The following is a 20,767-nucleotide window of genomic DNA, read 5'->3' on the forward strand; positions in this document are numbered from 1 at the left end:
TGTGTTCAACTGACTTCATTTTAAAACCGGTTAAAAAAGATTCGTTATTTATGTTCACTAGTTGTCCTTCCATTTCCTTTATCCCTTAATTATCCTTCTTTTGATTTGATTGTTGTTGTGCTAACTTTTTCTTTTTTCTTTTGATCCGGTTTCTTTTTTTACGCTCTTCCTCTTCTTTTTTTCGTTTGCGTTTTAAAATAAGAATAATTAGTAAAATTGATACTAAAATTAAAATAATGCCAACCACTATATAAATCCATGTATAATCTTTCTTTATAGTAACATCTTTAGCATTCAATTTTTTTGCTTCATCGGCCTTGATTGTGAAATTCTTTTTCCAATGCCAGCGATCAGCTTTGGTTGTTGCAGTCAATTCAAGTGTATAGTCTCCGGCCTCTAATTTTTTCCCTGATAATGAAATTGGAAAATCAAAATTAGAATTTGGGGCCATCTGCATAGCCTTTTTGGTTGTCTCATATAGCACTGTTGACTTATCTTTTTCAGTTATTTTAGCTGAAACATTTAGTTGATTTATATAGTTTGGTGTACTATTTTGTAAATTTGCATTAATTACATTGCGGGCATTTACTTGATCTGGATACACTTTATTTAGCTTCAACTCTGGTTTAACAGGATTATTATTTTCATTTAGTACTAAAGCCACAACATATGCATATTGATTTTGAATCGATAAACCTTTTGTTTCTGTATTTTCGCTTTTTTTTGTGTCTTTTTCTTGTAGCGTAATACCGCCTGCTAGAATACCATCAAACGCTTCTTTAGGCATCTTGATTTTTAAAGGAACTTTGATTGAGCTATGAGCCGGTATTTTCACTTCATTTTCAACCTGTACAATTTCATTTAAATCGTACTTTAACGTAGAATCTTTTTTACTATCCACTGGCCCATATTCAACAACACCATTTAAATTAGTCGTTGCAGAATGGACTTTTGGTTCAACAATCACTTCATTTTCAGTGTCATTTCGTAAATTAATTTCTATTGTTTGTTCGATATCTGGCTTCACTAATAAATCAAAATAGGTCTTTGTTTTATCTCGTTGATTTTCTGGAATTACAGGCTCTACTGCAAAATTTAATTCTGATGCTGAAACAAATGATCCTTTGAAAAAAGGAATTGTCAAAGCGACTATTAGTAGGGTAAATAAATGTTTACGTTTTATCATAGTGGTCTCCTTCGTTACGCATTTCAATAATTGAACAGCATCAATTTCCATTGATGCTGTTCCGTTTTTTCTATTCTTCTGGTGTTTCACCATTATCCGGTACATCAGTTAATGTCCATGTTAATTTTGTTGAATAAGTGTCTGCCATTTTTGTTGTTTTACCTGGAACAGATAAAGTCACACTATCTGCTTTAGTTGTATCATCACCAAAACGGTATACCCACGTTCCAGCGCCTTCGCCTTCTTTAGCAGCCATGATATCTTCAACTGCTCCAGTTCCATTTGTTGTTAAATCAAAAGATTCTTTTACAACTGAAGGGATTGGTGAAGTTGATTCTGATGCTGATTGACCATTTTTAAATGACATCATCGCGCCTGTTAATTCTTCGTCTTTAGCTGTTTTAAATTGACCATTTTGTTTTACTTGTAATTTCCAGCCTTTCGCTCCACCACGATTATCGGTTACTTGTGCATAGTTTGGACGAGTTGAACCATCTTTTAATTCTTGAGGTGCTGCGTTGTAAACCATATCTTTACTTGTAATTTTATTTTCGCCAAAGAAGAATGAAGAGGCAAAATCAATACTTAGTGGGCCACTTGTTCCAGGATTTGGACCTTCTGGATCTGTTGGGTCAATTGGTTCTACTGGGTTTGTTGGATCTGTTGGATCCACTGGTGGTGTGATATTGTCATCTGGGACAAATTTTACAACAGCGTTTGAATCATAATTTGCTGGAATTTTACCTGGTGCTGCTAAGGCTGTTGCTGATGTTCCTACTAATGTTGCTAATGCTAGTGCTGACGTTGTGATTAAAGTTGCTTTTTTCATCTTTTTATTTCCTCCAATTGTTTAGTTGCTTTAATTTATTTTGTTGTTTCTTCTGGTGTTTCAGATCCATTATCAGGAATATCTGCTAATGTCCATGTTAATTTAGTGTTGTATTTAACTGCATCTTTTGGAGTTGAGCCTGGAATATCTAACGTGATTGCTTTATTTTTTTGAACAGCTTCACCGTTGATTGTCATTTCTTCATTTGTTCCAAAACGATCTATCCATGTTCCAGCTCCTGTTTTAGCTGCTGCATTCATTACTGGTGATGCAGCTCCTGTAGGGTCTAATGTAATTGCTGAAGTGATAGGTGCAGTGACATCTGTTACATTACTAACCGCTACGCCATCTACTAATTTTAAAACTGAACCAGTCAATACTTTATTTTGTGTTGTTTGGTTAGAAAATTGTCCTTCTTGTTTAACAGTTAATGTCCAACCACCATTAGTTCCACGATTATCTGAAACTTGCACATAGTTTGGTCTAAATGTTCCATCTTTTAATTTTTGAGCATCAGCAAAATACGTTTCATCTTTATTGGTGATTTTATTTTTTCCAAAGGTTAAACTTGAAGCGTAATCAATACTTAACGGTCCGCTTGTTCCAGGATTTGGGCCTTCTGGATCTGTTGGGTCAATTGGATCAACTGGGTTTGTTGGATCTGTTGGATCGACTGGATTTGTTGGCTCGTCATTTGGAATAAATTCCACAAGTCCGTTAGATTCATATACGCCACCGTGATCGCCATCTGCTGCTAAGGCCGTTGTTCCACCGATTGTTGCTAATAGTAAAGCTGATGTTGTCATTAATGTTGTTAGTTTCATTTTTTATTTTCCTCCAAATTTTAATTAATTATTTTCCTAATTTTTTTATTCCTAAAAAACTACTTAATATCAAGATACCGCCTAACACAATAGGTAGTTGTGGATTGTTTTCACCAGTTTGCGGCAAACGATTACCAGAGCCTGTTTCACCTTGATTCGTTGGTGGACTAGTATTAGGCAAGATTCCAGATGGTTTTTCTTCACCTGGATATTCGTACTCTCCATAAAAACTAATGTCACCATTAGATGTGTAAGGTTGTTGATTAGAGGGCTCTGCGAATGCAACTTCAATAGAGCAGAAACTAGTGAACAAAACAATAAATAACAATATAAATCGAGCTTGCTTTTTCATCTAATTCCTCCTATTGATTTGCTGGTGTATTTTGCAATGTCCAATTAATCGTGCCATTATAGGCTTCAGAATAAGCTTCTCCTGGATTGATTTTCAATGATAAGCCATCTCCATTTGGAAACCAATTATCAGAGACGTCAACGGCCTCGTCATTTGGGCTAACTGTTTCAAAAATAACAGTCGCGGCTGAATTGATAATCGAAGTTTGTCCTTGTCTGGTATACTGAACTGCGTTTGGAAGTACTTGATTCCCCGTGCTTGTTAAGACTTTTTTCATTTTAGCTGTAACCGTCCAGCTTTTTTTATCAGCTCTAGTATCTTGAACTGTTAACTTTCCATCCATTGCTGTTAGTGGATATGTTTTAGGTTTTGATGTGATTGTTAAGTCTTCACCAAAATCAATCTTGCTCGGTGCAGAAATAAATTCTAATGCTCTCATTTTGTATTTATAGATAACATTTGTAATTTCTCCATCGCGATAAATACCCTTTTCATTTTCTGGAATGTCTACCAACAAATAGTCTGGAAATTCTTTTCGTTCTGCTTGATACTCTTCGCCACTATAACCTTTTAGATGAATATCATTTATAATTGGTTTATTTTCTTCATCTAAATACTGTACAATTACTTCACCCGTTGGTTGTTCTAAAAGATGAACGATAACAGAATTTCCTTCTGCAATATAATTATCCCCTTTTGCCTTAAATGTAGAAGTTAAATCTTGAGGTCCTTTCAAATTCTTATCTACTTGAACCTTAAAAACAATTTCTTGGTGCCGTTGTGTTTTAGTAAAATTCATTTTTGGAAATAATATATTTGAACCATTAATCGTTATAGAACTGTCTGCAATTGGTTTTCCATCAATCGTAGCAGAACCCGGTTGATACGTTAATCCATCTGGCAAGGTAGCTATTGAAACGACATTCGTCCAATCTGCAATCCATTCTTCTTCTGATAGATAACTATTTTTAATATGATATTCAATCACATCTCCAGCATTCGCTTCTTGCTCTGTTGCTAAGACTGTATTAGATGTGCTATTTTTGATGGTCACTTCTTGATTTGCATCAATTTCTTGTGGCAATTCTGAAATAGCAATAGCATTTTGTGCATAAGAGCCACCTGTCGATGACGTAAATCCCCAATAAACAGAGTCTCCGCCAAATTCAGTCTGCGGATTAATGCCAAAAGTAACTTTGTCTAAACCTTCTAATTGATAACTTAATTGATTCGTTGCGCTATCCCATGTCACAACAAAAGATCGCCATGTTCCATTTGATAAATAATCTGAAGGGTATTGAATGTGTGAATGTTCTCCTGAGTAGTTATTATTATTGCTCTTAGGTTTTACCACAGCAACATGCCCACGCCCGCCATTTTTATCAACTTCTCGGTCCATTCTATTAGAAGAACCATTATTATAGTAGGTATCAAATTCAACCGATAATCCTCGATGAACATAAGGTTTTCCTGATGCCGAGCTATAAGAACCTAATCCCATTCCGCCACTTCCAATTACACTATTTGGGTTGGTTTCCATTCGTTCGTCATTTTGCAAGGTAAATGTAATTCCATCTGCGGCACTGGCTTTTGAATCTCCTAGATAGACATAAGACTTGAGTGCAAAGTTTTTCTTTAAGTCCAATTTGTTTTTTGACCAAATACTTCCTAATTGAGATTTTGCATCACTCATTTGTAGAATCGTTGGATCAATAAATTTAGCTCCCGAACCAATTGGGTCACGGAATTTTTCTTTAATAATTAAACGATCTTCTGGTTTGTTGGTCTCAATTGACCTAGCATTGTATAAAGAGCGTGTGTTTAAGTTCAAGTCTAATTGATTATCCAAATCTTCTGTCGCATCTTTTTCTGCTGTTTCAGTATCGGGTGGAGTTGGAGCTTCACCTTCTTGATTATCAGCTTCCTTTTCCGAGTTAGACTCGTCTTGAGCAGGTTCATTGGCTTCAACTGTCAACTGTAAGCTATTTGAAACAATTGTTGTTTGCTCATCGCTAGTCACAGCCTGTAAAGAATAATTTGTTGCTGCTGTCGCTTTGAAATCAAGAGCAATCGTTTGAGAACTTTCTTGAGTCGCTTCATTTTCCCTCGTTGGAACAATCGTCACTTCTCTCGTTGTATAATCAAAGTTTACTATATAATTGGAATCGTCTTGTTTCTCAGGTAATGGTTGATATTCTAAGCCGTCAGGAACTTTTAACTTTATTTCTTCTGTAAGCTTTCTTGAATAGATTAATTGAATTTGAAAAGTCTGATTAACTTGCTGAAGAGGGAGCGATTCTAGTTGAAGTAACAGATTTTCTGATTTCTGTTGCTCTGCTTGAACTCCTTTTTCACCATCAACGTTATTTAAATTAAGTCCAATAATTATAAAAATACTAAAAATAATGAACAAAATACTTAACCATTGACTTTTTTTAGGTGTCATATTTTTCTCCTTTCCTTATTAATTTCCAAAATATCTGTTATTGGATACCTTGAATATACCATAGCCATCTTCATTATTTTTTAGAAAAAATAATGAAAAACGGCTAATTTTTAAAAAAATGGTTTAATAGTCGCTATCACAAGCAGACATCGTAGCCTTCATTTTGTGATTACTAACTTCATTTGACGAAAAAATTCCTTAATCCTTTGTTTTCAATTAGAAAAAAGCTTGTTTCCCTCTATTTTTTTTAGTCTTATTATAGAATCGATAGACATTCTTAAATCACATGATATAATAACACCATCTAAATATAAAAGGAGCGTATTGACTTTTAATGTTGAATAAATATGAACCATTAAACTTGTACACCAATTTTGAAAAAGCTGCAGAAAAATTCCCTACCAAAGCGATTTACTTTGATGAGCCTTTAATTGCTTTCCCTGAATTAAATTTGGAAACCACCTATCTAGGCTGTAAGGAGTCCATCGTGAATCGAGCAGCACAATTACATCAATTAGGTGTTAAAAAAGCAGACAAAATTATTATCTATAAATCAGCAAAGTTTGATACTTATCTATTAGCAGTCGCTGCTTCTTATCTTGGCGCTGTACCCGTTATGGTCTCACCTCATTTGCCAGCAAAAACAATTGATATCTTTGTCAATCGTTTAGATCAGCCTTGGCTTCTATTCGATAGTGAAACTCATCACAAAAGTACTAGCTTAAAAAATCTACCTGATACTAAATTAATTGAAGTTGAAAAGTTGATTCTTAGCGAAAATGCATCTCAATGCCCTCAAGAAGAACTCGAAAAAGATACCATTTCTTACATGACTCACACCTCTGGTACAACAGGTGTTCCAAAGCTTATTGCACACTCAGCCAATTCAATGGGATGGCGCACCAAGTGGCAAAAAAATATTTTCAGTATGATTCGTAAAAAAGAATTGGTGGCTTTCCATATTTCACCTGTTCATTCACGCTTTAACATTGGAATTTCATCTCTAATGGCGAAAGGTTTTCCGTTATTCCCAATTGCAAATCCAGCTAAAGAAAATATCCGCCGTATTTTAACAACTTATCAACCAAGAATTTTAGAAACACATCCAAATCATTTTGTACAATGGGCTTCTTTAGCTAGAGAACAACCAGAAGTATTTTCTAGTATCAAATTTTATCATTCCACTTTTGATGCTATCAACAAAGAAACCATGGCCGTTTTCTTACGTTGTTCAAAGGAAAAGTCCCCTGTTTTCTTACAAGTCTACGGACAAAGTGAATGTGGCCCAATGATTATGCGAGCAAATACAAAAAAATCTCTTAAAAAAACAGATGCACGGGATATGGGAATTGGCATGCCTGGCTTAACAAAAGTTCGAATTGTCGATCAAGAAGGAAATCCAGTTGGTGCTAATGTCAGTGGCAATATTCAAATGTTTTCAAAAGGGCGTGCATTGACCTATTATAAAGAAGATGCGCGCTTTCAAGAAAATGTTTATGGCAAATGGTGGGACAGTGGCGATTATGGTGCTAAAGATCATTTAGGACGTTTGTCACTTCACGATCGTCAAGTTGACTTGATTGCAAATATTGAAAGTTCATTGGCAATTGAAGACAAATTATTAGATGCCATGCCGTTCTTAGATGAAGTCGTTTTAATTCGCGGCGTTGACGGCAGTCCTCAACCGATTTTAGCTGTTAATGAAAATAAGGAAATGGATTGGGAGCAATGGTGGAAGAATGTTTCTGATCTGCCACATATTAATGAACCCATCGTCATGAACTATGAAGACCTACCAAGAACGGCAACAATGAAAATTCAACGTCTTGAAATGGAGCGTTCTTTAAAAAATAACTAAAAAAAAAACGTGTTTGGTTGTTTAAGCAACCAAACACGTTTTTCTATTTAATTGTATTCACAAATGCTGCTGATTGTTCGCCAGCTTGACGTCCAAAAATAATGATTTCAGCAACTGAATTTCCACCAATTCGATTTTGACCATGTAAACCGCCAACTAATTCACCAGCTGCATATAAGCCCTTGATTGGTGTGCCTTCTTTCGTTAAGACTTCTGTATTAGAATTAATTTTAACGCCACCCATTGTATAGTGGATACCTGGTGCAATTTTAATTGCGTAGTAAGGACCTTTTGTAAGATCGTGATCCATTCCTGTTGTTCGCCCAAAATCTGAATCGGATTTTGAGTTCACATTGTCGTTCCATTTTGTCATTGTCGCTTCCAACTCTTCACTAGGAACATTGATTTCTTTTGCCAAGTCTGCAATCGTTTTACCTTCTTTAACGAATCCTTGCTGTTTATATTGTTCAACTGCTTTTGCTCGTTCAGCAACCCCTGAATCAAAAACCAAGTATGCATATTTATCAGCTGTTTGATTGATTGATTGTGATACTTTATCACGTGTATCCAGTTCATTGACAAATCGTTGACCATCTGATGAAACTAAAATACCACCTTCGCCACGAACTACTTCACCAATTAAATAGGATTTCTCTTGTTGAACTGTCGGGTGAATTTGAATCTCGTTCATATCGACTGTTACGCCACCCAATTTTTGAATCATCTTGATTCCGTCACCAGTACTGCCCTTTTGATTTGTTGTAACGTAATCTTTCAATTCTGGGTTAGTTTCTGAAATCATTTCCATGTTTGCTCCAAAACCACCTGTTGTCACAACAACAGCATCTGCTTTGATGGTTTTCTTTTCTTTTCCATCAAATGTTACTTCCACACCGTTTACTTTTCCATCTTTTTCAGTAATGTTTGTAACATCTGCATTTACAAATAATGGAATTTCTTGTTTTTGCACATTTTTAACAAGACCGTTCACTAAATATTGACCAACTGCAGAACCATCTTCTGGTCGATGAGTACGTTTTTCTTTCATTCCACCTGTAATCGTAATGTTGTTTAAACGAATTCCAATTGAATCTAACCAATCAATTGCTTCACCAGAATGATCAACAAAGTAGCGCAATAATTCTTTATCGTTTGTGCCATGTCCACCAGCTAATGTTTCTTCATAGAAAAGGTCATTATTGTCTTCAATACCTTGTTCTTTTTGGAATTTTGTTTCAGATGCATTCATACCTGATGATGATTTCATTGTATTTCCACCAGCAATAGGCATTTTTTCAAGAATAACAGGATTCAGTCCTTTTTCTTTTGCTTCTAATGCTGCAGACATTCCCGCTCCACCAGAACCGACAATCACAATATCATAACTGTCTTTTAGTTTATCTAGTGCCGTATAACTTGTTTCAGATGCACCGGTTGTTGCCTCTGAAGTTTCTGTTTTTTCTTTTGAAGAATCTTTCTTACTAACATCCTTTTCTTTTCCTCCACAGCCAGCTAAAACAATAACTAGACCACACATAACAAACAACAACGTAACCAATTTCTTTTTCATACTTTACCTCCAAATTTTGTTTATATTTTGTGTCGTTACTCCAAAAAAAGATTGTAAATTAACGAACAAAACGTTCGCTATTATCATAACAGGTTCAGTCCCTCAATTCAATAACAAATAGATTTAAAAGCTAATTTTATACTATTTTTTTAACAGATAGTTTGTGCAATAAATTACTTTTAACTAAAAAAACTACTCTGAGGATAAGAACTCAGAGTAGTTTTTTTAAAGATATACCTTTTTTGAAGCACCTAGACCGACATAAAGTAGAACGACCGATAGTGCTAACAAAACAAGTAATGAACTGATCCATGAATGGCTTAAATCATGTAATAAACCAAATAATAACGGTCCACTTGCAGCAAGCAAATAACCCACGGATTGAGCCATTCCAGATATTTGAGAAGCTTCGGCTGAGCTTTTAGAGCGTAAACTGAAAAACATCATCGATAAACTGAAACAGCATCCTCCGCCGATACCTAATAAAATAACAGAAATGACAATAATTGGTAGGCTTGTTGTCAACATAATTCCTAATAAACCAATAAAAATAGTGCCTGCACCAAGCCAAACAAGAATCGTTTGTTCTGCTAACCTACCGGCTATAATTGAGACTAAAAAAGTAGCTGGTACTAGAAATAATTGCAACAAGGTTAAAAGCCATCCTGTTAACTCGCCGTCTATATTTTTTTGCAAAAACAGCTGTGGCATCCATGCAATTAGCGTATAAAAAATCAAGGACTGAATGCCCATAAATAAACTGATTTTCCAAGCCAATGAAGATTTTATAAGGCTTTTTTGTTTGGGAGTAGATACAGATAAATCCATCTTCGTGGTCGAACGAACTTGCGGCAACCAAAAAACTAGGGCTAACATACTTAAAACAAGCCAGACTCTCAAAGAACCTTGCCAACCTAAATGCAGTTTTGTTGCAAGTGGCAAACTGATTCCTGACGCTAGTGCACCACAAACATTCATAGTGACAGAATAAATTCCTGTTATTAAACCAACTTTTTCAGGAAAATCTCTTTTAATTAAACTTGGAATTAACACATTGCAATGTGCAATAGAAATGCCAATCAAAATGGTTCCAAAGTATAAGAAGAAAGAACCTGAAAATGAACGAAGAAAAATGCCAATTGATAAGCCAATCAGCGCTAAAAATAGCACTTTTTCAATGCCTATTTTTCGCTCACTAATTGGTGCTAAGATAGAACACAGAGCAAAAGCTAGTAATGGAGTGGTTGAAATCATCCCTGCTGCAGCTGAATTCAGACCTAAATCACTACTGATTGTTCCGATTAATGGTGCTACTGACGTAATTGGTGCTCTTAAAATTGTTGCAATGAATAAAATTCCAAGGCCTAAGAAAAAACCTTTTCGAGTTATAGTTCTATTCTTCATAAAATACCCCTTTTTAAATGTCGGACATTTGAACAATATGACATTAACACGAACTGAATAACTTTGTCAATAGAACGACAAAAAAAAGCTGTTGAATTTAAGAGATAGTTTATTCAACAACTTCAAGCTTTGATTATTAAAAATGATTAATACAAGAGGCAACTTTTTCAGCTTCAATTGGATCTTGCTTTTTAATTGCCAGAAAGAGATCCTGATGTAATTTTTCTGAATCCGGTGAATCTTTTTCTAAATCTTGATACATTTTTTCTAAAATAAGCTCATAAATGTAATTAGACATATAGCGATACAATTCATACATCACGCTATTATGGGCAGCCTTGGCAATTTCCACATGAAATTCAATATCACTTTTAGCCTCTTCTTCAAGAGTCGCTTTTTTTTCATTACGCTTCTTTAATGCTAATGCTATTTTTTCAATATCTGTTTCATTACGATTTTTAGCAGCTAAAATTGCTAAGTCTTTTTCTAAAAAAAGCCTTGCTTCAGCAATTTCTTTCGTTTCTGCTTTTTCTAAACGGGTATACATATTGGCTTCAAACTTGCCAGCGGTCATTACATAGGTTCCATCTCCAGGCTTTGATGCAAGTACTCCTGATTGAGTTAAGGATTGTAACGCTTCCCGCATTGTATTGCGGCTTACACCAAATTGCTCTGCCAAATGAGATTCTGGAGGGATTTTTGACCCAACAGGCCAACGTCCGCTCTCAATTTGACTCTCAATTTCAGTTGTAATTTGTTTAGCTAAAGAGATACGTGTGGGTTTTTTCAACGTCCGTTCCCCCTTTTATAAAATGTGTTTAAGCGCGATATCTCATGGTTAAGCCTTTTAAGAAATTACGTGCATAACGGTCGCCGCATTCTTTATAGTTGCGATGTCCTTCTTTTCTAAGCACCGCACTCAATTCACTATTTGAAAGATAAACGCCTGCTTCATCTAAAATATCAAGGATATCATCACTCGTTAGAGAAAGTGCGATTTTTAATTTTTTAAAGAGCACATTATTTACACTACGTTGATCTTTAATCATAAATTCTTGTTTTTTAGGCGCTCCGGGTTTTGGTTCTTGTTTCCCTCTTTTTAAAACAATCAGACCATTTAAAAAGGATTCTAATGTTTGATTATCGCAAGCTAGTTCGTATTCATTATCAGCAAATTCTTCAGTTTCTTCGTTGTTTGTTGCTGCCGTTTTTATTTTTGCTAGCATTTTTTGGACTGTTTCTTTCGTAACATCCAAGTCCCCCAGCTTAAAAATGTCGACCATCTCTTGATCTTTAAGATCTAAAGCGTATCTTAATCGTACTAGTATATCGTTTTTATTCATAATTTCCTCCACTGCATTTAGTCTACTCTCTTGATTATAAGCTTTTCTGTCCGTTATTGCATTAATTAATTCTATTCACTACTTTATGCTTCACAATAGTAAGTTAAATGGATTAAATATTGAAGTAATTTCCTAATTATTTTTTCTTTTTTATGAAGATAAAAAAGCTCTTGTAGTTTAGACATTTTTCTTTGCTTTATCAAATTCAACTTAACTATATCATAATAAAATTTACATCACATTCAAAAAAGTTCCGATTAGTCCTCCTTCTATTCCCTCTGTAATAAAAAATGCGACACAATTAATTGTGTCGCATTTAAACTATTTTAGTATCAAAATTCAACTGTCCATCTATCTAAAATTGTAAATGTAATAAACTAAATCAACGATTATTTAAGATTTATTTTTTTAGTCTAATTCCTTCTTCAAATTTGTCGATATTTAAAATGTCTACTAAATTATATAGTTTTTCTTGCATGATTTGTTTTACCTTAGTTTCATCCACATCTGGATCTAATATTAAAAATTTTTGGAATTTTTTTATTACTTCGTTGTTGTTACTTAAACATTTAGCAGTAAAGACAACATAATAAATTGCATTATCCTCCCAATATTTGTCTAAAGTTTCCATATAAAAGTCTCCTTAATGTAGAGGTTATCGTTTAATCTTGCATATTATTATGGCGCATCTTTTAACGACCATTGTATACTGCCAGTATACTTCCCAATTTTCCCCTGTCCTGCTAACAAGCCTAAATATAATCCTGATGATCCATTTTTATTAAGATTTATAGTAGTTTCTTTATACGTTGATGTTGCGGATTGATTTAACAGTGTTGTTTCATCACTGTTTAAATAAAATTTTGCATTTTTATCATCTACATAGTATAAACTTTCTCTGAGGTCACCATCTTGAGAGGTTAATTTTTTAGATATTTTTGCAGTTAATTCCCAATTAGTTGATTCCTCTCCTCTAGTATCTTCAATTTTAATAATGGATTCATTAATCAAATTATAGTTTTTTTCGATAGTCGATAAAGTAATTTTTCCAAAATCCAAATCGTTTTCTATTTTTGTAAATTCAAGAAACCCATCTGTTACAGTTATGTTTATACTCTTTTCTAGTATTTTAGCATTTGAATCTTGCGCCCTTATTGTAGCAGTATAGCTTCCTTTAGAAAAATCTAAATTATTTTGTACAACGCTAATCGTTTCAATTTCTTTACCTGTTAAAATATCCCATGCCTTAGAACCAGATTTCTCTAAAATTAAATGGTTTAGGTTTGAATTGCTTACTCCTGTTTTCAAATCTTCTATCGTTATTTCAAAATCATTACCTGTTAAAATACTATTTCCTACAATCGGAGTCGTTTCATCATAGACTGTTACAGGAATCTCAATTACACTTTGATTGTTTGATTGATCACTTAACGTAACTTCAGCAGAAAAATACCCCACTTTATTCATTGATGGAATTTTTGTTATTGAGTAGGTAACACTATCTGAGCCACCGTTATCAGCTACATTCGTAATTAAAGACGATGCATCCGAAGTAAAAACCGAATTTTTTTGAATTTTTTGTGGCACTGCTGTTGCAGTTGGTTTTACTGTATCAATAATTTCAAACTCAACCGTTATTGTAGCTGTACTTTTTCCATTAGTAACCTCAATACCGATATTTTTTTTTCCAATTTTTTTATTATCTGGAATATTTACAAATTTATTTACTTTAACATCGTTTCCTGCACTGTCTTTTAAATCTGTTATAAAATCTGAAGGATTCAACTCATTAAAATCAGTTCCGGCTTCCACCTTTTTATTGGTTGTGTTTCCTGTCATCACTGAATAATCAACAGTAAAACTCTGGCTATTATCATAAGAGTCTAAAAAACCTGTATTGGCAGAAACTTCAATAGAATAACTTTCTCCTTCTTGAAATTTATCATTAGTTAAAGGAACTACAACATCAAATATTGCTTTTCCATTTGTATAAGTAACATCCATATCTTTAATTGAATAAACATTATTACCTATGTTTATTGTAAGTTTTGATGTATCCACTCCAGATACATTTAATGATCCAGTGATATGAATATCTGAATTTATATATTTTTTGCCTACAACACTATCGACTTTTAGATTTAACATATTTGTAGTAGTGTAAAGTTGACCAAAACTTATTAGCCATCTTCCATCAGAAGTACTATTCGAGTTAGTTGGCAAGTATTTCAAATAATTATTATTAAACATATCATAACCTATTGAATAATCAAAATTAGCACTCGTTGATACTAAAAAAGAATATCGATTTGATACAATTCCTACATACTTGGTATAAAATCTAGAATTAGCAGGGATTTTTGTCTCATCTGTATAAATTTCTTGTGTATACTGTTTCACAGACATTGAGTTATCAGAATTTACTGTTAATAACTTATTTGGAGCTCTCATCGAAGTGAAAATAAATTGTCCATTTGATAATTCTTTTGAATTCCAATAATTATCAATGATTATATTTGAATTTCCATATCTGTAGCCAAATGCTAAACCATTACTATCAATATCTAACCAATATGCCTGTCCAACTGTTAGAATTGGTATCGTTCCAGTAGGTGTCTTAAATGGACTATATGCATTAGCATAATGGGGTCTAGTAAACAGTAATAAGCCTAATAAAGTACAACTAAATACCAAAAGAAAAAAAATTTTTTTATGTGATTTTTTTCTTGTTTCTTTCACTATTTTTTGCCTTCCTTCTTTTTTTTATTCTGGCAGCTTTTATTTTTTTCTCTCTATCAATTTTCTTTTTATGTCTAATCGTTAACCCAACAATTGTAATTCCGCAGATTATTAACAGTATAGAAATTGTCAGTGCGACTATGTTCCAATTTATTTCTTTTTTATCAATGTTTACAGCCTCATCATTTAATTTTTTTGTATCTTCTTTACCAATCGAAAAATTTTTATCAAAGCTCCATTCCTTTTCACCTGTATTAATTTTTAAATGGAGAGTATAATCACCTGCTTCTAACGGCTCATTATCCCAACTAATAGGAAAATCAAAGTTTGAATTAGGTGCCATAGACATTCCCTGCTTGTTTGTTTCATGAATTACTTTAGATTCACCTTCTTTTGTTACTTTTGCATCTATAATCAAATTATTAATGATTGTTGGTTTACTATTTTGAATATTTGCAGTAACAACTGTATGGTAATTTTGTAACGCTGGTTTAATTTTATTAAGGCTTAATTTAGGATCAACTTTAATAGTATTTTGTGATAATTGAATTCCAATGACATACGAATATGAATTTTTTATTTGTAAGTTTTCATTTGTATTTTTAGTTTCATTATCCTCTCTATATATATAAAACCCGCCTAAAATAATTCCTTGTAACTCTTCATTAGGCATTTTAATACTAAATGTTACATCTTTAGTTTCACCTGGATTTAGTTTAATTTTTTGCTTGCTCGATATAATATCTGTTAGTGAGTATTTAAGAGACTTATCTTTTTCTAAATTTTCGTCACTGTAGTCTATTACACCATTTTGATTTGTTTTTGAATTATTAGGTACAATGTTTAATATAATTTCTTCTTCTGAACTGTTTTTTACAGTTAACGAAATTTCTTCTTTTTGATTTGGGTCCATTTTTAAATCAAAATATGTTTTATTTTTATCAATTTGATTTTCAGGTAAATTGGCTTTAACTGAATATCCCATAGAAGCAGCCTCAACGTTGGTAAATAAATTTAGATTGCTTATCATGCAAAAAAACAGTAATAGTATTGCTTTTTTCAATTAAAAAACTCCCAACTTATAATAGGCAACAAGAAAAAGAATACCTTTTTCTTGTTGCCGTATAAAATTTTATTTTGGAGCGTCAGAAAGAGACCAATTCAACTCTGCAGTGTATTCAGTGTTAGCTTTTGCAGATCCAGATAGTACCTTTAACTGTACGTTCTCATTTACTTCAGAATTTGCAGTCCATGTGCTTAGCCATGTCCCACTTCCTTGATTCTCATCGGCATTCATTATTGTTTGTGCATCGCTGTTTATTAAAGTGACATCGCTACTTGTGGGGGGCTGAGATACGTTGCCTTTACTAGCAGATTTTACAGCTGCGTTTTTGAAGGTAAGTTCCGCGCCCTTCAGCACGTCTTTAGGATTTTCTGTTGACGTAAATTCACTCGCTGCAACTTTCAGCTCCCAGCCTGCTTCTGTCCCTCTTACATCCGTAACCTGAACATATGGTGATTTGTTCAGAGCACTATATACAGTATCTTTACCATTAATTTTATTATTCCCAAATTGGATATTGGAAATAAAATCAATTGATAGTGGTCCTGGATTATTTGTTCCTGGATTATTAGGATCAACAGGATCTACTTCAACAGGAAGATCAGGATCTATTGGATTTACTGGATTGGTTGATTCACTACCACCTTCTAAAAATTTGATACTATTAAGACTCTTTGCTTGGCTAGTAGTTTCTGCATGAGCTTCTGATACGTCCAATAAAATATACGAATTAACTAAAAATAGTGATATCAATAATAATTTTTTTTTCATGTTTTTTCTCCTTAATAAAGATGATTGATTTATTTTTTTATGTTGGTGCATCTTGTAAAGACCAGTTAATAATTGCGCTGTATGAATCAATATAGCTGTCTGTTGGAATAACAAGATTAACTTTCTGGCTATTTCCTTCAAATGAATTTGACCATGTCCCCATACCTGAATCCTTTTGTGCATATAATATTTTAGAAGGTGATTCATTCAAAGTTGCCCCTGCTGCAACTGCGGGGTTTAGAAGATTAGATGAATTACTTTTGACTTTCCCAACAGGAATTGTTAACTCTGCCTTTAATTTTTTTGTACTGTCTGCATTCGAAAAATCACTAATGCTAGCTGTTAAACTCCAGCCTCCTCCTGTACCTCTAGTATCAGATACCTGCACTCCCAAAGTTTCACCATTTTCTAACAAAGCATTATTATTTGATATACCCAGCTTTATCTTCCCAAAATTAAAATTTGATACTGCATCTATAACTAATGGACCCTTATGATTTGTTTCTGGTTTAATGCCATCAATAATAGGATTAACTTCTTCACCACCTGGCTCAATCTCAACTACTGTTGTACTTTGTTGTGTATCACTATTTTCAGCAACAACTTCTACGTTTGTATACTCCATTCCTGTTAAAATTAGAGCAACACTCAATAATCCAATATTTAGTTTTTTCATTATATCCCCCTGATTATACTTTCGTTATTTTGGAACGTCTTGTAAAGACCATAAAATCTCAGCTGAATAGCTATCTGCATAGTTTCCATCTGGAACAGTTATGGTTACGTGTTCCCCTTTACCTTCAAAGTTGCTTGACCATGTTCCCATCCCTGCATCTTTACTTGCACTAAAAACAGTTTGTTCATTTGAGTTGAGTATCACAGAATTAGAAATGGCAGCATTTTCTTTAGAAACACTGGTTGTTGTAACATCACCTTCTGGTAGAAAGACTTCTGCTCCTTTTAATGTTTTTGTTTTAGTAGCGTTTTCAAAATTTGAAATTTTTGCTGTTAAATTCCAACCTGCACCAGTTCCTCGCGTATCTGTAACTTGAAGTCCAAGAGTTTTACCTGATGGAATTACCGCATTATAGGATACTGATTTACTCTCAATTTTCCCATCTGAAAACTTGAAATCTGAAATAGCATCAATTACTAGGTTCCCCGTATGATTAGTTGGTGGATCAATTGGAATTATTGGTTCTGTTGGTTTATTATCTTCGGTTCCTCCTACAAGGATAAAATCTGCATTCGTTTTAGATGTGTCAACTTCTTCTGCATATATTTTATTAGAAAAACTAAATAACATTACTGCTCCTAAACTAGTACATCCCACTTTAATTAATTTTTTCATTTATACATTCTCCAATCATTTTATTCCCAACTTAAAAAGGATGTTACGTTCTATCCTTTTTGAGTGGCTCACTTCTTTGAGTTAACCCCTTTAACATAATACTCAACAAAATAAGTACTAAACTTAATAAATTATGGTATTTATATTTTGCTTCCATCGTTGAAGGTAAGTTTAGATTTTTTTTATTTTCCGCTTTTTTTATTTGATTATGTGTCGTTTTTTCTAATATTTCTTTATTACTATTCCCGTTGTCTACTTCTACCTCAGAAAAACTAATCCCTACTTTACTTTTATTATCATCAGAAGCATACCCCGTATTTGAGAAAAATAATCCTATTAAAATACTACTCATCACTAGGGAAATATATACCACAATCTTCAAAAAACCACCCCCTTCCCGTTTTATATTGATTAGTGGCCCTAAATAATTTTTTACATTATATTTATTTCACAAATTCAAAGTAGCATTCATTAAGATAAACAATAAAATTTAGATGCGCTTTCTATGCCTCAAAACAATTATAGCAACTCAATTAATAATTTACTTTTCCAAATATGTTCATTTCTAAACATTTAAAAGTTAATAAAAAAACAGTAATATTAACATTTTTAAATTTTTTTGTACTTAAATTGACTATTAACTATTTAAAATCCAACTGATTTTTGTTTTTTTTAACTTATTTTTGTTATGAACGTGGTTAATATTAAAATTTTCTCACTGCATTTACATCGTTAAAATGGACTATACAAATTTTAAATCAAAAAAAATATCAATTTTCAGGTGACATGAACCACCTTATAATTGATATACTTTTTAGTGCTATTTTAAATTTAATTTCTCAAGTGTTTTTTTTTAGAATAAGATTCTTTAAAAAATTGATTATTGTCATTTTTGATTTTTGCGTTGGATACACTTCCCATAATAACGTTTCAACATTAGAATCTTTTATACTATCATATATCCTATCTGTTATTATTACATCTACTATTTCATCTAAAGAAATTGTTACATTTACCATTTCATCTAAATTATTATTTTTCAGCAAATCTATAAAATCCTTAATAACTTCTCCACCATAAATAGATAATATACAAACATTAACAGGATTGTTTAAACTTTTATTTCTTATGTGCCTACTTATTAACAGTTGATATTTATTAATCAAGTACTTTTCATTCTTTACAAAACTTTCATTATAGTTCATTTTTTTCACTAATTGGTTATAAAAGTTAATGATCTCCGACTTAATTGGTTTACTCATTTCAGGAATATCTTCAGTGATACTCTCTATACCTTTATATAGTAGTATTCTTGAATGAACATGTATTAAGTTAGCATATAGAAGACTGTACTCTTTTGCATTCAGATTGACATCAAAACTTAATAGGAATTCCTTCATCCAAAGATTTGTGTATTCTACTACATTTACTTGATGGGTTTGTACATAAAACATCATTTCTGAAACTATTGAATTATCTTCCACATGATATTCAAGTCCAAAAACTGTTAGATATAGGAAAGCAACTTCTGATTCTACTTCTTCATTTGTTAATTTTGGAAACATATTTTGATAAGCTGGTATTGTATCTTTTTTTATTAGGTCAAAATGTTTACTGTCAATAAGTAAATCATTCTCTAAGATTGATTTGTCACAAATTTCATTATTTTCTATCCTATAAAAAATAATAGCAAAATAGTGTCTTAATATTTCTTTTTCAGAGAGTCCTATACTTTGTTTTCTTATTTTTTCTATATATGAGAAAAGAAAATCAAAGCTTTCTTTCTTTATTGTTTCAAAGGGCCACTTTATTCCACTGTATGAATACCAAAAAAATTCAAAATAGAATAGTCTTTTTTGAACTTCGCTTCCAACTATATTTGATTTTACATTAGCATGAAACTCTAATTCATATCTACTAAGTACCTTTTCGCTAACTAATTTCATATTTTTATACATAGTAGTATATGAAACATAATTGTTTATTGCGTATTTATTCAATTCAAAACTGTTATCAAAAAAAAGTGTTTTTAAAGCATTAAATGTTATATTTCTTTCTAAGTAGTACAGATACATTTCATGTATTGATACTAAAGAGGGAATAAATAAATCTATACTGTTACTCTGTTGATCTATTTTTAATTTTAGGTATGCTTGGCTGTTCCAATCTTTAATTTCACTAGATAATTCATTAATTAAGCTTTTGGTAGTTCTTATATTGCACTCCAAATAATTGCTAATATCATTTAAATTTGATTTACTTTGATTATTTACAATATAATACAGAATAGTTATCTTTCTTAAAGTCCTTTTGTCAAAAATATTATTCACTAAATCTACCCCTATCATGGCATCTAAATAAGCATTTAGAAAAATTAACATATAGGATTCCAAATGTCAACATAGATTACTTAATTATCAATCAGCTAGTTTATATAAATGAGTTACTATAACGAAAAATAATAGTCTCCATAATTGAATGCATCGTCAAGAAAAATGAATATAAAAATACAATGATCGCTTAACCAATCATTGTATTCCTAAATTCTATTTAACTACAGGACTATTGAGCAAATTTTTGATCGTATTCTTTAATCTCATTACTAATAATACCGATATTTTTTGGTTTTTCATGACGGGTTTCTTCTGTTCGGCCATGAGCCTTTTTAAAAGCTTCTGATTTCACCCATTCTTTTTGATCTGCTTCAGATTCCCAACGACTTAATACAACAAGTTCATCAAATTCTTCAGTTGTTCTAGTTTGTAATAGTTCTAAGCCTAAGAAGCCATTTACGCCTTCCGTACTTACTTTTCCATGTCCCATGAATTTTTCAATGACTTTATCGGTTGCAGCTTTTTCAGTTTGAATTGTATTCGTCACAATAAACATCTCGTTACCTCTTTCTAATTGAGAACTTTTCTCAATTATACAAAATGTCAGTAAAGGTGTCAATGTCCTTTGGCTACGATTTTTTTTACTGCTAAGATCTTCTATTTTACTTCTTATTTAACCAAATTTATTTCCTTATTTC

19 protein-coding genes are annotated in these 20,767 nt (G+C 32.5%); 1 reads left to right on the forward strand and 18 read right to left on the reverse strand.

Features of this window, described 5'->3' with window-relative positions; translation table 11 throughout:
• Window positions 1–85: 85 nt before the first annotated feature.
• The 5 genes from BR52_RS10390 to BR52_RS10410 form a co-directional block, all read right to left on the reverse strand.
• Window positions 86–1,186, reverse strand: coding sequence for a WxLIP family cell surface protein (locus BR52_RS10390; protein ID WP_034572385.1), 1,101 nt, complete (start codon window positions 1,184–1,186; stop codon window positions 86–88).
• A 70-nt stretch (window positions 1,187–1,256) separates the two neighbouring features.
• Window positions 1,257–2,015, reverse strand: a complete 759-nt coding sequence (locus BR52_RS10395) for a WxL domain-containing protein (protein WP_034572386.1) — start codon at window positions 2,013–2,015, stop codon at window positions 1,257–1,259.
• Between the two features lie 35 nt (window positions 2,016–2,050).
• Window positions 2,051–2,839 (reverse strand): WxL domain-containing protein, encoded by a 789-nt coding sequence (locus BR52_RS10400; RefSeq protein WP_034572387.1) that lies wholly within the window; start codon window positions 2,837–2,839, stop codon window positions 2,051–2,053.
• Window positions 2,840–2,867: 28 nt separating this feature from the next.
• Complete coding sequence (locus BR52_RS10405) at window positions 2,868–3,191, reverse strand: LPXTG cell wall anchor domain-containing protein (RefSeq protein WP_034572388.1); 324 nt, start codon at window positions 3,189–3,191, stop codon at window positions 2,868–2,870.
• A 10-nt stretch (window positions 3,192–3,201) separates the two neighbouring features.
• The gene (locus tag BR52_RS10410; RefSeq protein WP_034572391.1) at window positions 3,202–5,637 is read right to left on the reverse strand and encodes a lectin-like domain-containing protein; all 2,436 of its coding nucleotides are present in this window, start codon (window positions 5,635–5,637) and stop codon (window positions 3,202–3,204) included.
• 334 nt (window positions 5,638–5,971) lie between these two features.
• Between BR52_RS10410 and BR52_RS10415 the strand changes: the two genes are divergently transcribed.
• Window positions 5,972–7,495, forward strand: coding sequence for an AMP-binding protein (locus tag BR52_RS10415; protein WP_034572394.1), 1,524 nt, complete (start codon window positions 5,972–5,974; stop codon window positions 7,493–7,495).
• 43 nt (window positions 7,496–7,538) lie between these two features.
• Here the strand turns inward: BR52_RS10415 and BR52_RS10420 are convergent, their stop codons facing one another.
• From BR52_RS10420 to BR52_RS10480, 13 genes are all read right to left on the reverse strand, one after another.
• Entirely contained in the window at window positions 7,539–9,065 is a 1,527-nt protein-coding gene (locus BR52_RS10420; protein ID WP_034572396.1) for a flavocytochrome c, read from the reverse strand.
• A 225-nt stretch (window positions 9,066–9,290) separates the two neighbouring features.
• Entirely contained in the window at window positions 9,291–10,469 is a 1,179-nt protein-coding gene (locus BR52_RS10425) for a CynX/NimT family MFS transporter (RefSeq protein WP_034572399.1), read from the reverse strand.
• 136 nt (window positions 10,470–10,605) lie between these two features.
• Entirely contained in the window at window positions 10,606–11,259 is a 654-nt protein-coding gene (locus BR52_RS10430; protein WP_034572401.1) for a FadR/GntR family transcriptional regulator, read from the reverse strand.
• Window positions 11,260–11,287: 28 nt separating this feature from the next.
• The gene (locus BR52_RS10435; RefSeq protein WP_034572404.1) at window positions 11,288–11,812 is read right to left on the reverse strand and encodes a YehS family protein; all 525 of its coding nucleotides are present in this window, start codon (window positions 11,810–11,812) and stop codon (window positions 11,288–11,290) included.
• 400 nt (window positions 11,813–12,212) lie between these two features.
• On the reverse strand, window positions 12,213–12,443 hold the full coding sequence (locus BR52_RS10440) for a hypothetical protein (RefSeq protein ID WP_034572406.1): 231 nt from the start codon (window positions 12,441–12,443) through the stop codon (window positions 12,213–12,215).
• Window positions 12,444–12,490: 47 nt separating this feature from the next.
• Window positions 12,491–14,551 carry a hypothetical protein gene (locus BR52_RS10445; RefSeq protein WP_034572409.1) on the reverse strand — a complete coding sequence of 687 codons (2,061 nt, stop codon included), beginning with the start codon at window positions 14,549–14,551 and terminating at the stop codon, window positions 12,491–12,493.
• Complete coding sequence (locus BR52_RS10450; RefSeq protein ID WP_034572411.1) at window positions 14,523–15,614, reverse strand: WxLIP family cell surface protein; 1,092 nt, start codon at window positions 15,612–15,614, stop codon at window positions 14,523–14,525. Before BR52_RS10450 ends, BR52_RS10445 begins: the two co-directional genes overlap by 29 nt.
• A 69-nt stretch (window positions 15,615–15,683) precedes the next feature.
• Complete coding sequence (locus BR52_RS10455) at window positions 15,684–16,385, reverse strand: WxL domain-containing protein (protein WP_034572414.1); 702 nt, start codon at window positions 16,383–16,385, stop codon at window positions 15,684–15,686.
• 37 nt (window positions 16,386–16,422) lie between these two features.
• Window positions 16,423–17,061 carry a WxL domain-containing protein gene (locus BR52_RS10460; RefSeq protein ID WP_034572417.1) on the reverse strand — a complete coding sequence of 213 codons (639 nt, stop codon included), beginning with the start codon at window positions 17,059–17,061 and terminating at the stop codon, window positions 16,423–16,425.
• 24 nt (window positions 17,062–17,085) lie between these two features.
• The gene (locus BR52_RS10465; protein ID WP_051915706.1) at window positions 17,086–17,736 is read right to left on the reverse strand and encodes a WxL domain-containing protein; all 651 of its coding nucleotides are present in this window, start codon (window positions 17,734–17,736) and stop codon (window positions 17,086–17,088) included.
• Window positions 17,737–17,779: 43 nt separating this feature from the next.
• Entirely contained in the window at window positions 17,780–18,118 is a 339-nt protein-coding gene (locus BR52_RS10470; protein WP_034572418.1) for a hypothetical protein, read from the reverse strand.
• A 457-nt stretch (window positions 18,119–18,575) separates the two neighbouring features.
• On the reverse strand, window positions 18,576–20,066 hold the full coding sequence (locus tag BR52_RS10475; protein ID WP_160113844.1) for a helix-turn-helix domain-containing protein: 1,491 nt from the start codon (window positions 20,064–20,066) through the stop codon (window positions 18,576–18,578).
• Window positions 20,067–20,298: 232 nt separating this feature from the next.
• Complete coding sequence (locus BR52_RS10480) at window positions 20,299–20,625, reverse strand: antibiotic biosynthesis monooxygenase (RefSeq protein WP_034572423.1); 327 nt, start codon at window positions 20,623–20,625, stop codon at window positions 20,299–20,301.
• Between the last annotated feature and the right edge of the window lie 142 nt (window positions 20,626–20,767).

The organism is Carnobacterium divergens DSM 20623 (genome assembly GCF_000744255.1).
GTDB lineage: Bacteria > Bacillota > Bacilli > Lactobacillales > Carnobacteriaceae > Carnobacterium > Carnobacterium divergens.

Excerpts from the sequence above, each read along its gene's own strand:
- BR52_RS10435 (WP_034572404.1), bottom strand. The coding sequence starts at position 11,812 with ATGAATAAAAACGATATACTAGTACGATTAAGATACGCTTTAGATCTT.
- BR52_RS10405 (WP_034572388.1), bottom strand. The coding sequence starts at position 3,191 with ATGAAAAAGCAAGCTCGATTTATATTGTTATTTATTGTTTTGTTCACT.
- BR52_RS10465 (WP_051915706.1), bottom strand. The coding sequence starts at position 17,736 with ATGAAAAAATTAATTAAAGTGGGATGTACTAGTTTAGGAGCAGTAATG.
- BR52_RS10420 (WP_034572396.1), bottom strand. The coding sequence starts at position 9,065 with ATGAAAAAGAAATTGGTTACGTTGTTGTTTGTTATGTGTGGTCTAGTT.
- BR52_RS10480 (WP_034572423.1), bottom strand. The coding sequence starts at position 20,625 with ATGTTTATTGTGACGAATACAATTCAAACTGAAAAAGCTGCAACCGAT.
- BR52_RS10425 (WP_034572399.1), bottom strand. The coding sequence starts at position 10,469 with ATGAAGAATAGAACTATAACTCGAAAAGGTTTTTTCTTAGGCCTTGGA.
- BR52_RS10395 (WP_034572386.1), bottom strand. The coding sequence starts at position 2,015 with ATGAAAAAAGCAACTTTAATCACAACGTCAGCACTAGCATTAGCAACA.
- BR52_RS10460 (WP_034572417.1), bottom strand. The coding sequence starts at position 17,061 with ATGAAAAAACTAAATATTGGATTATTGAGTGTTGCTCTAATTTTAACA.
- BR52_RS10410 (WP_034572391.1), bottom strand. The coding sequence starts at position 5,637 with ATGACACCTAAAAAAAGTCAATGGTTAAGTATTTTGTTCATTATTTTT.
- BR52_RS10440 (WP_034572406.1), bottom strand. The coding sequence starts at position 12,443 with ATGGAAACTTTAGACAAATATTGGGAGGATAATGCAATTTATTATGTT.
- BR52_RS10390 (WP_034572385.1), bottom strand. The coding sequence starts at position 1,186 with ATGATAAAACGTAAACATTTATTTACCCTACTAATAGTCGCTTTGACA.
- BR52_RS10415 (WP_034572394.1), top strand. The coding sequence starts at position 5,972 with ATGTTGAATAAATATGAACCATTAAACTTGTACACCAATTTTGAAAAA.
- BR52_RS10455 (WP_034572414.1), bottom strand. The coding sequence starts at position 16,385 with ATGAAAAAAAAATTATTATTGATATCACTATTTTTAGTTAATTCGTAT.
- BR52_RS10400 (WP_034572387.1), bottom strand. The coding sequence starts at position 2,839 with ATGAAACTAACAACATTAATGACAACATCAGCTTTACTATTAGCAACA.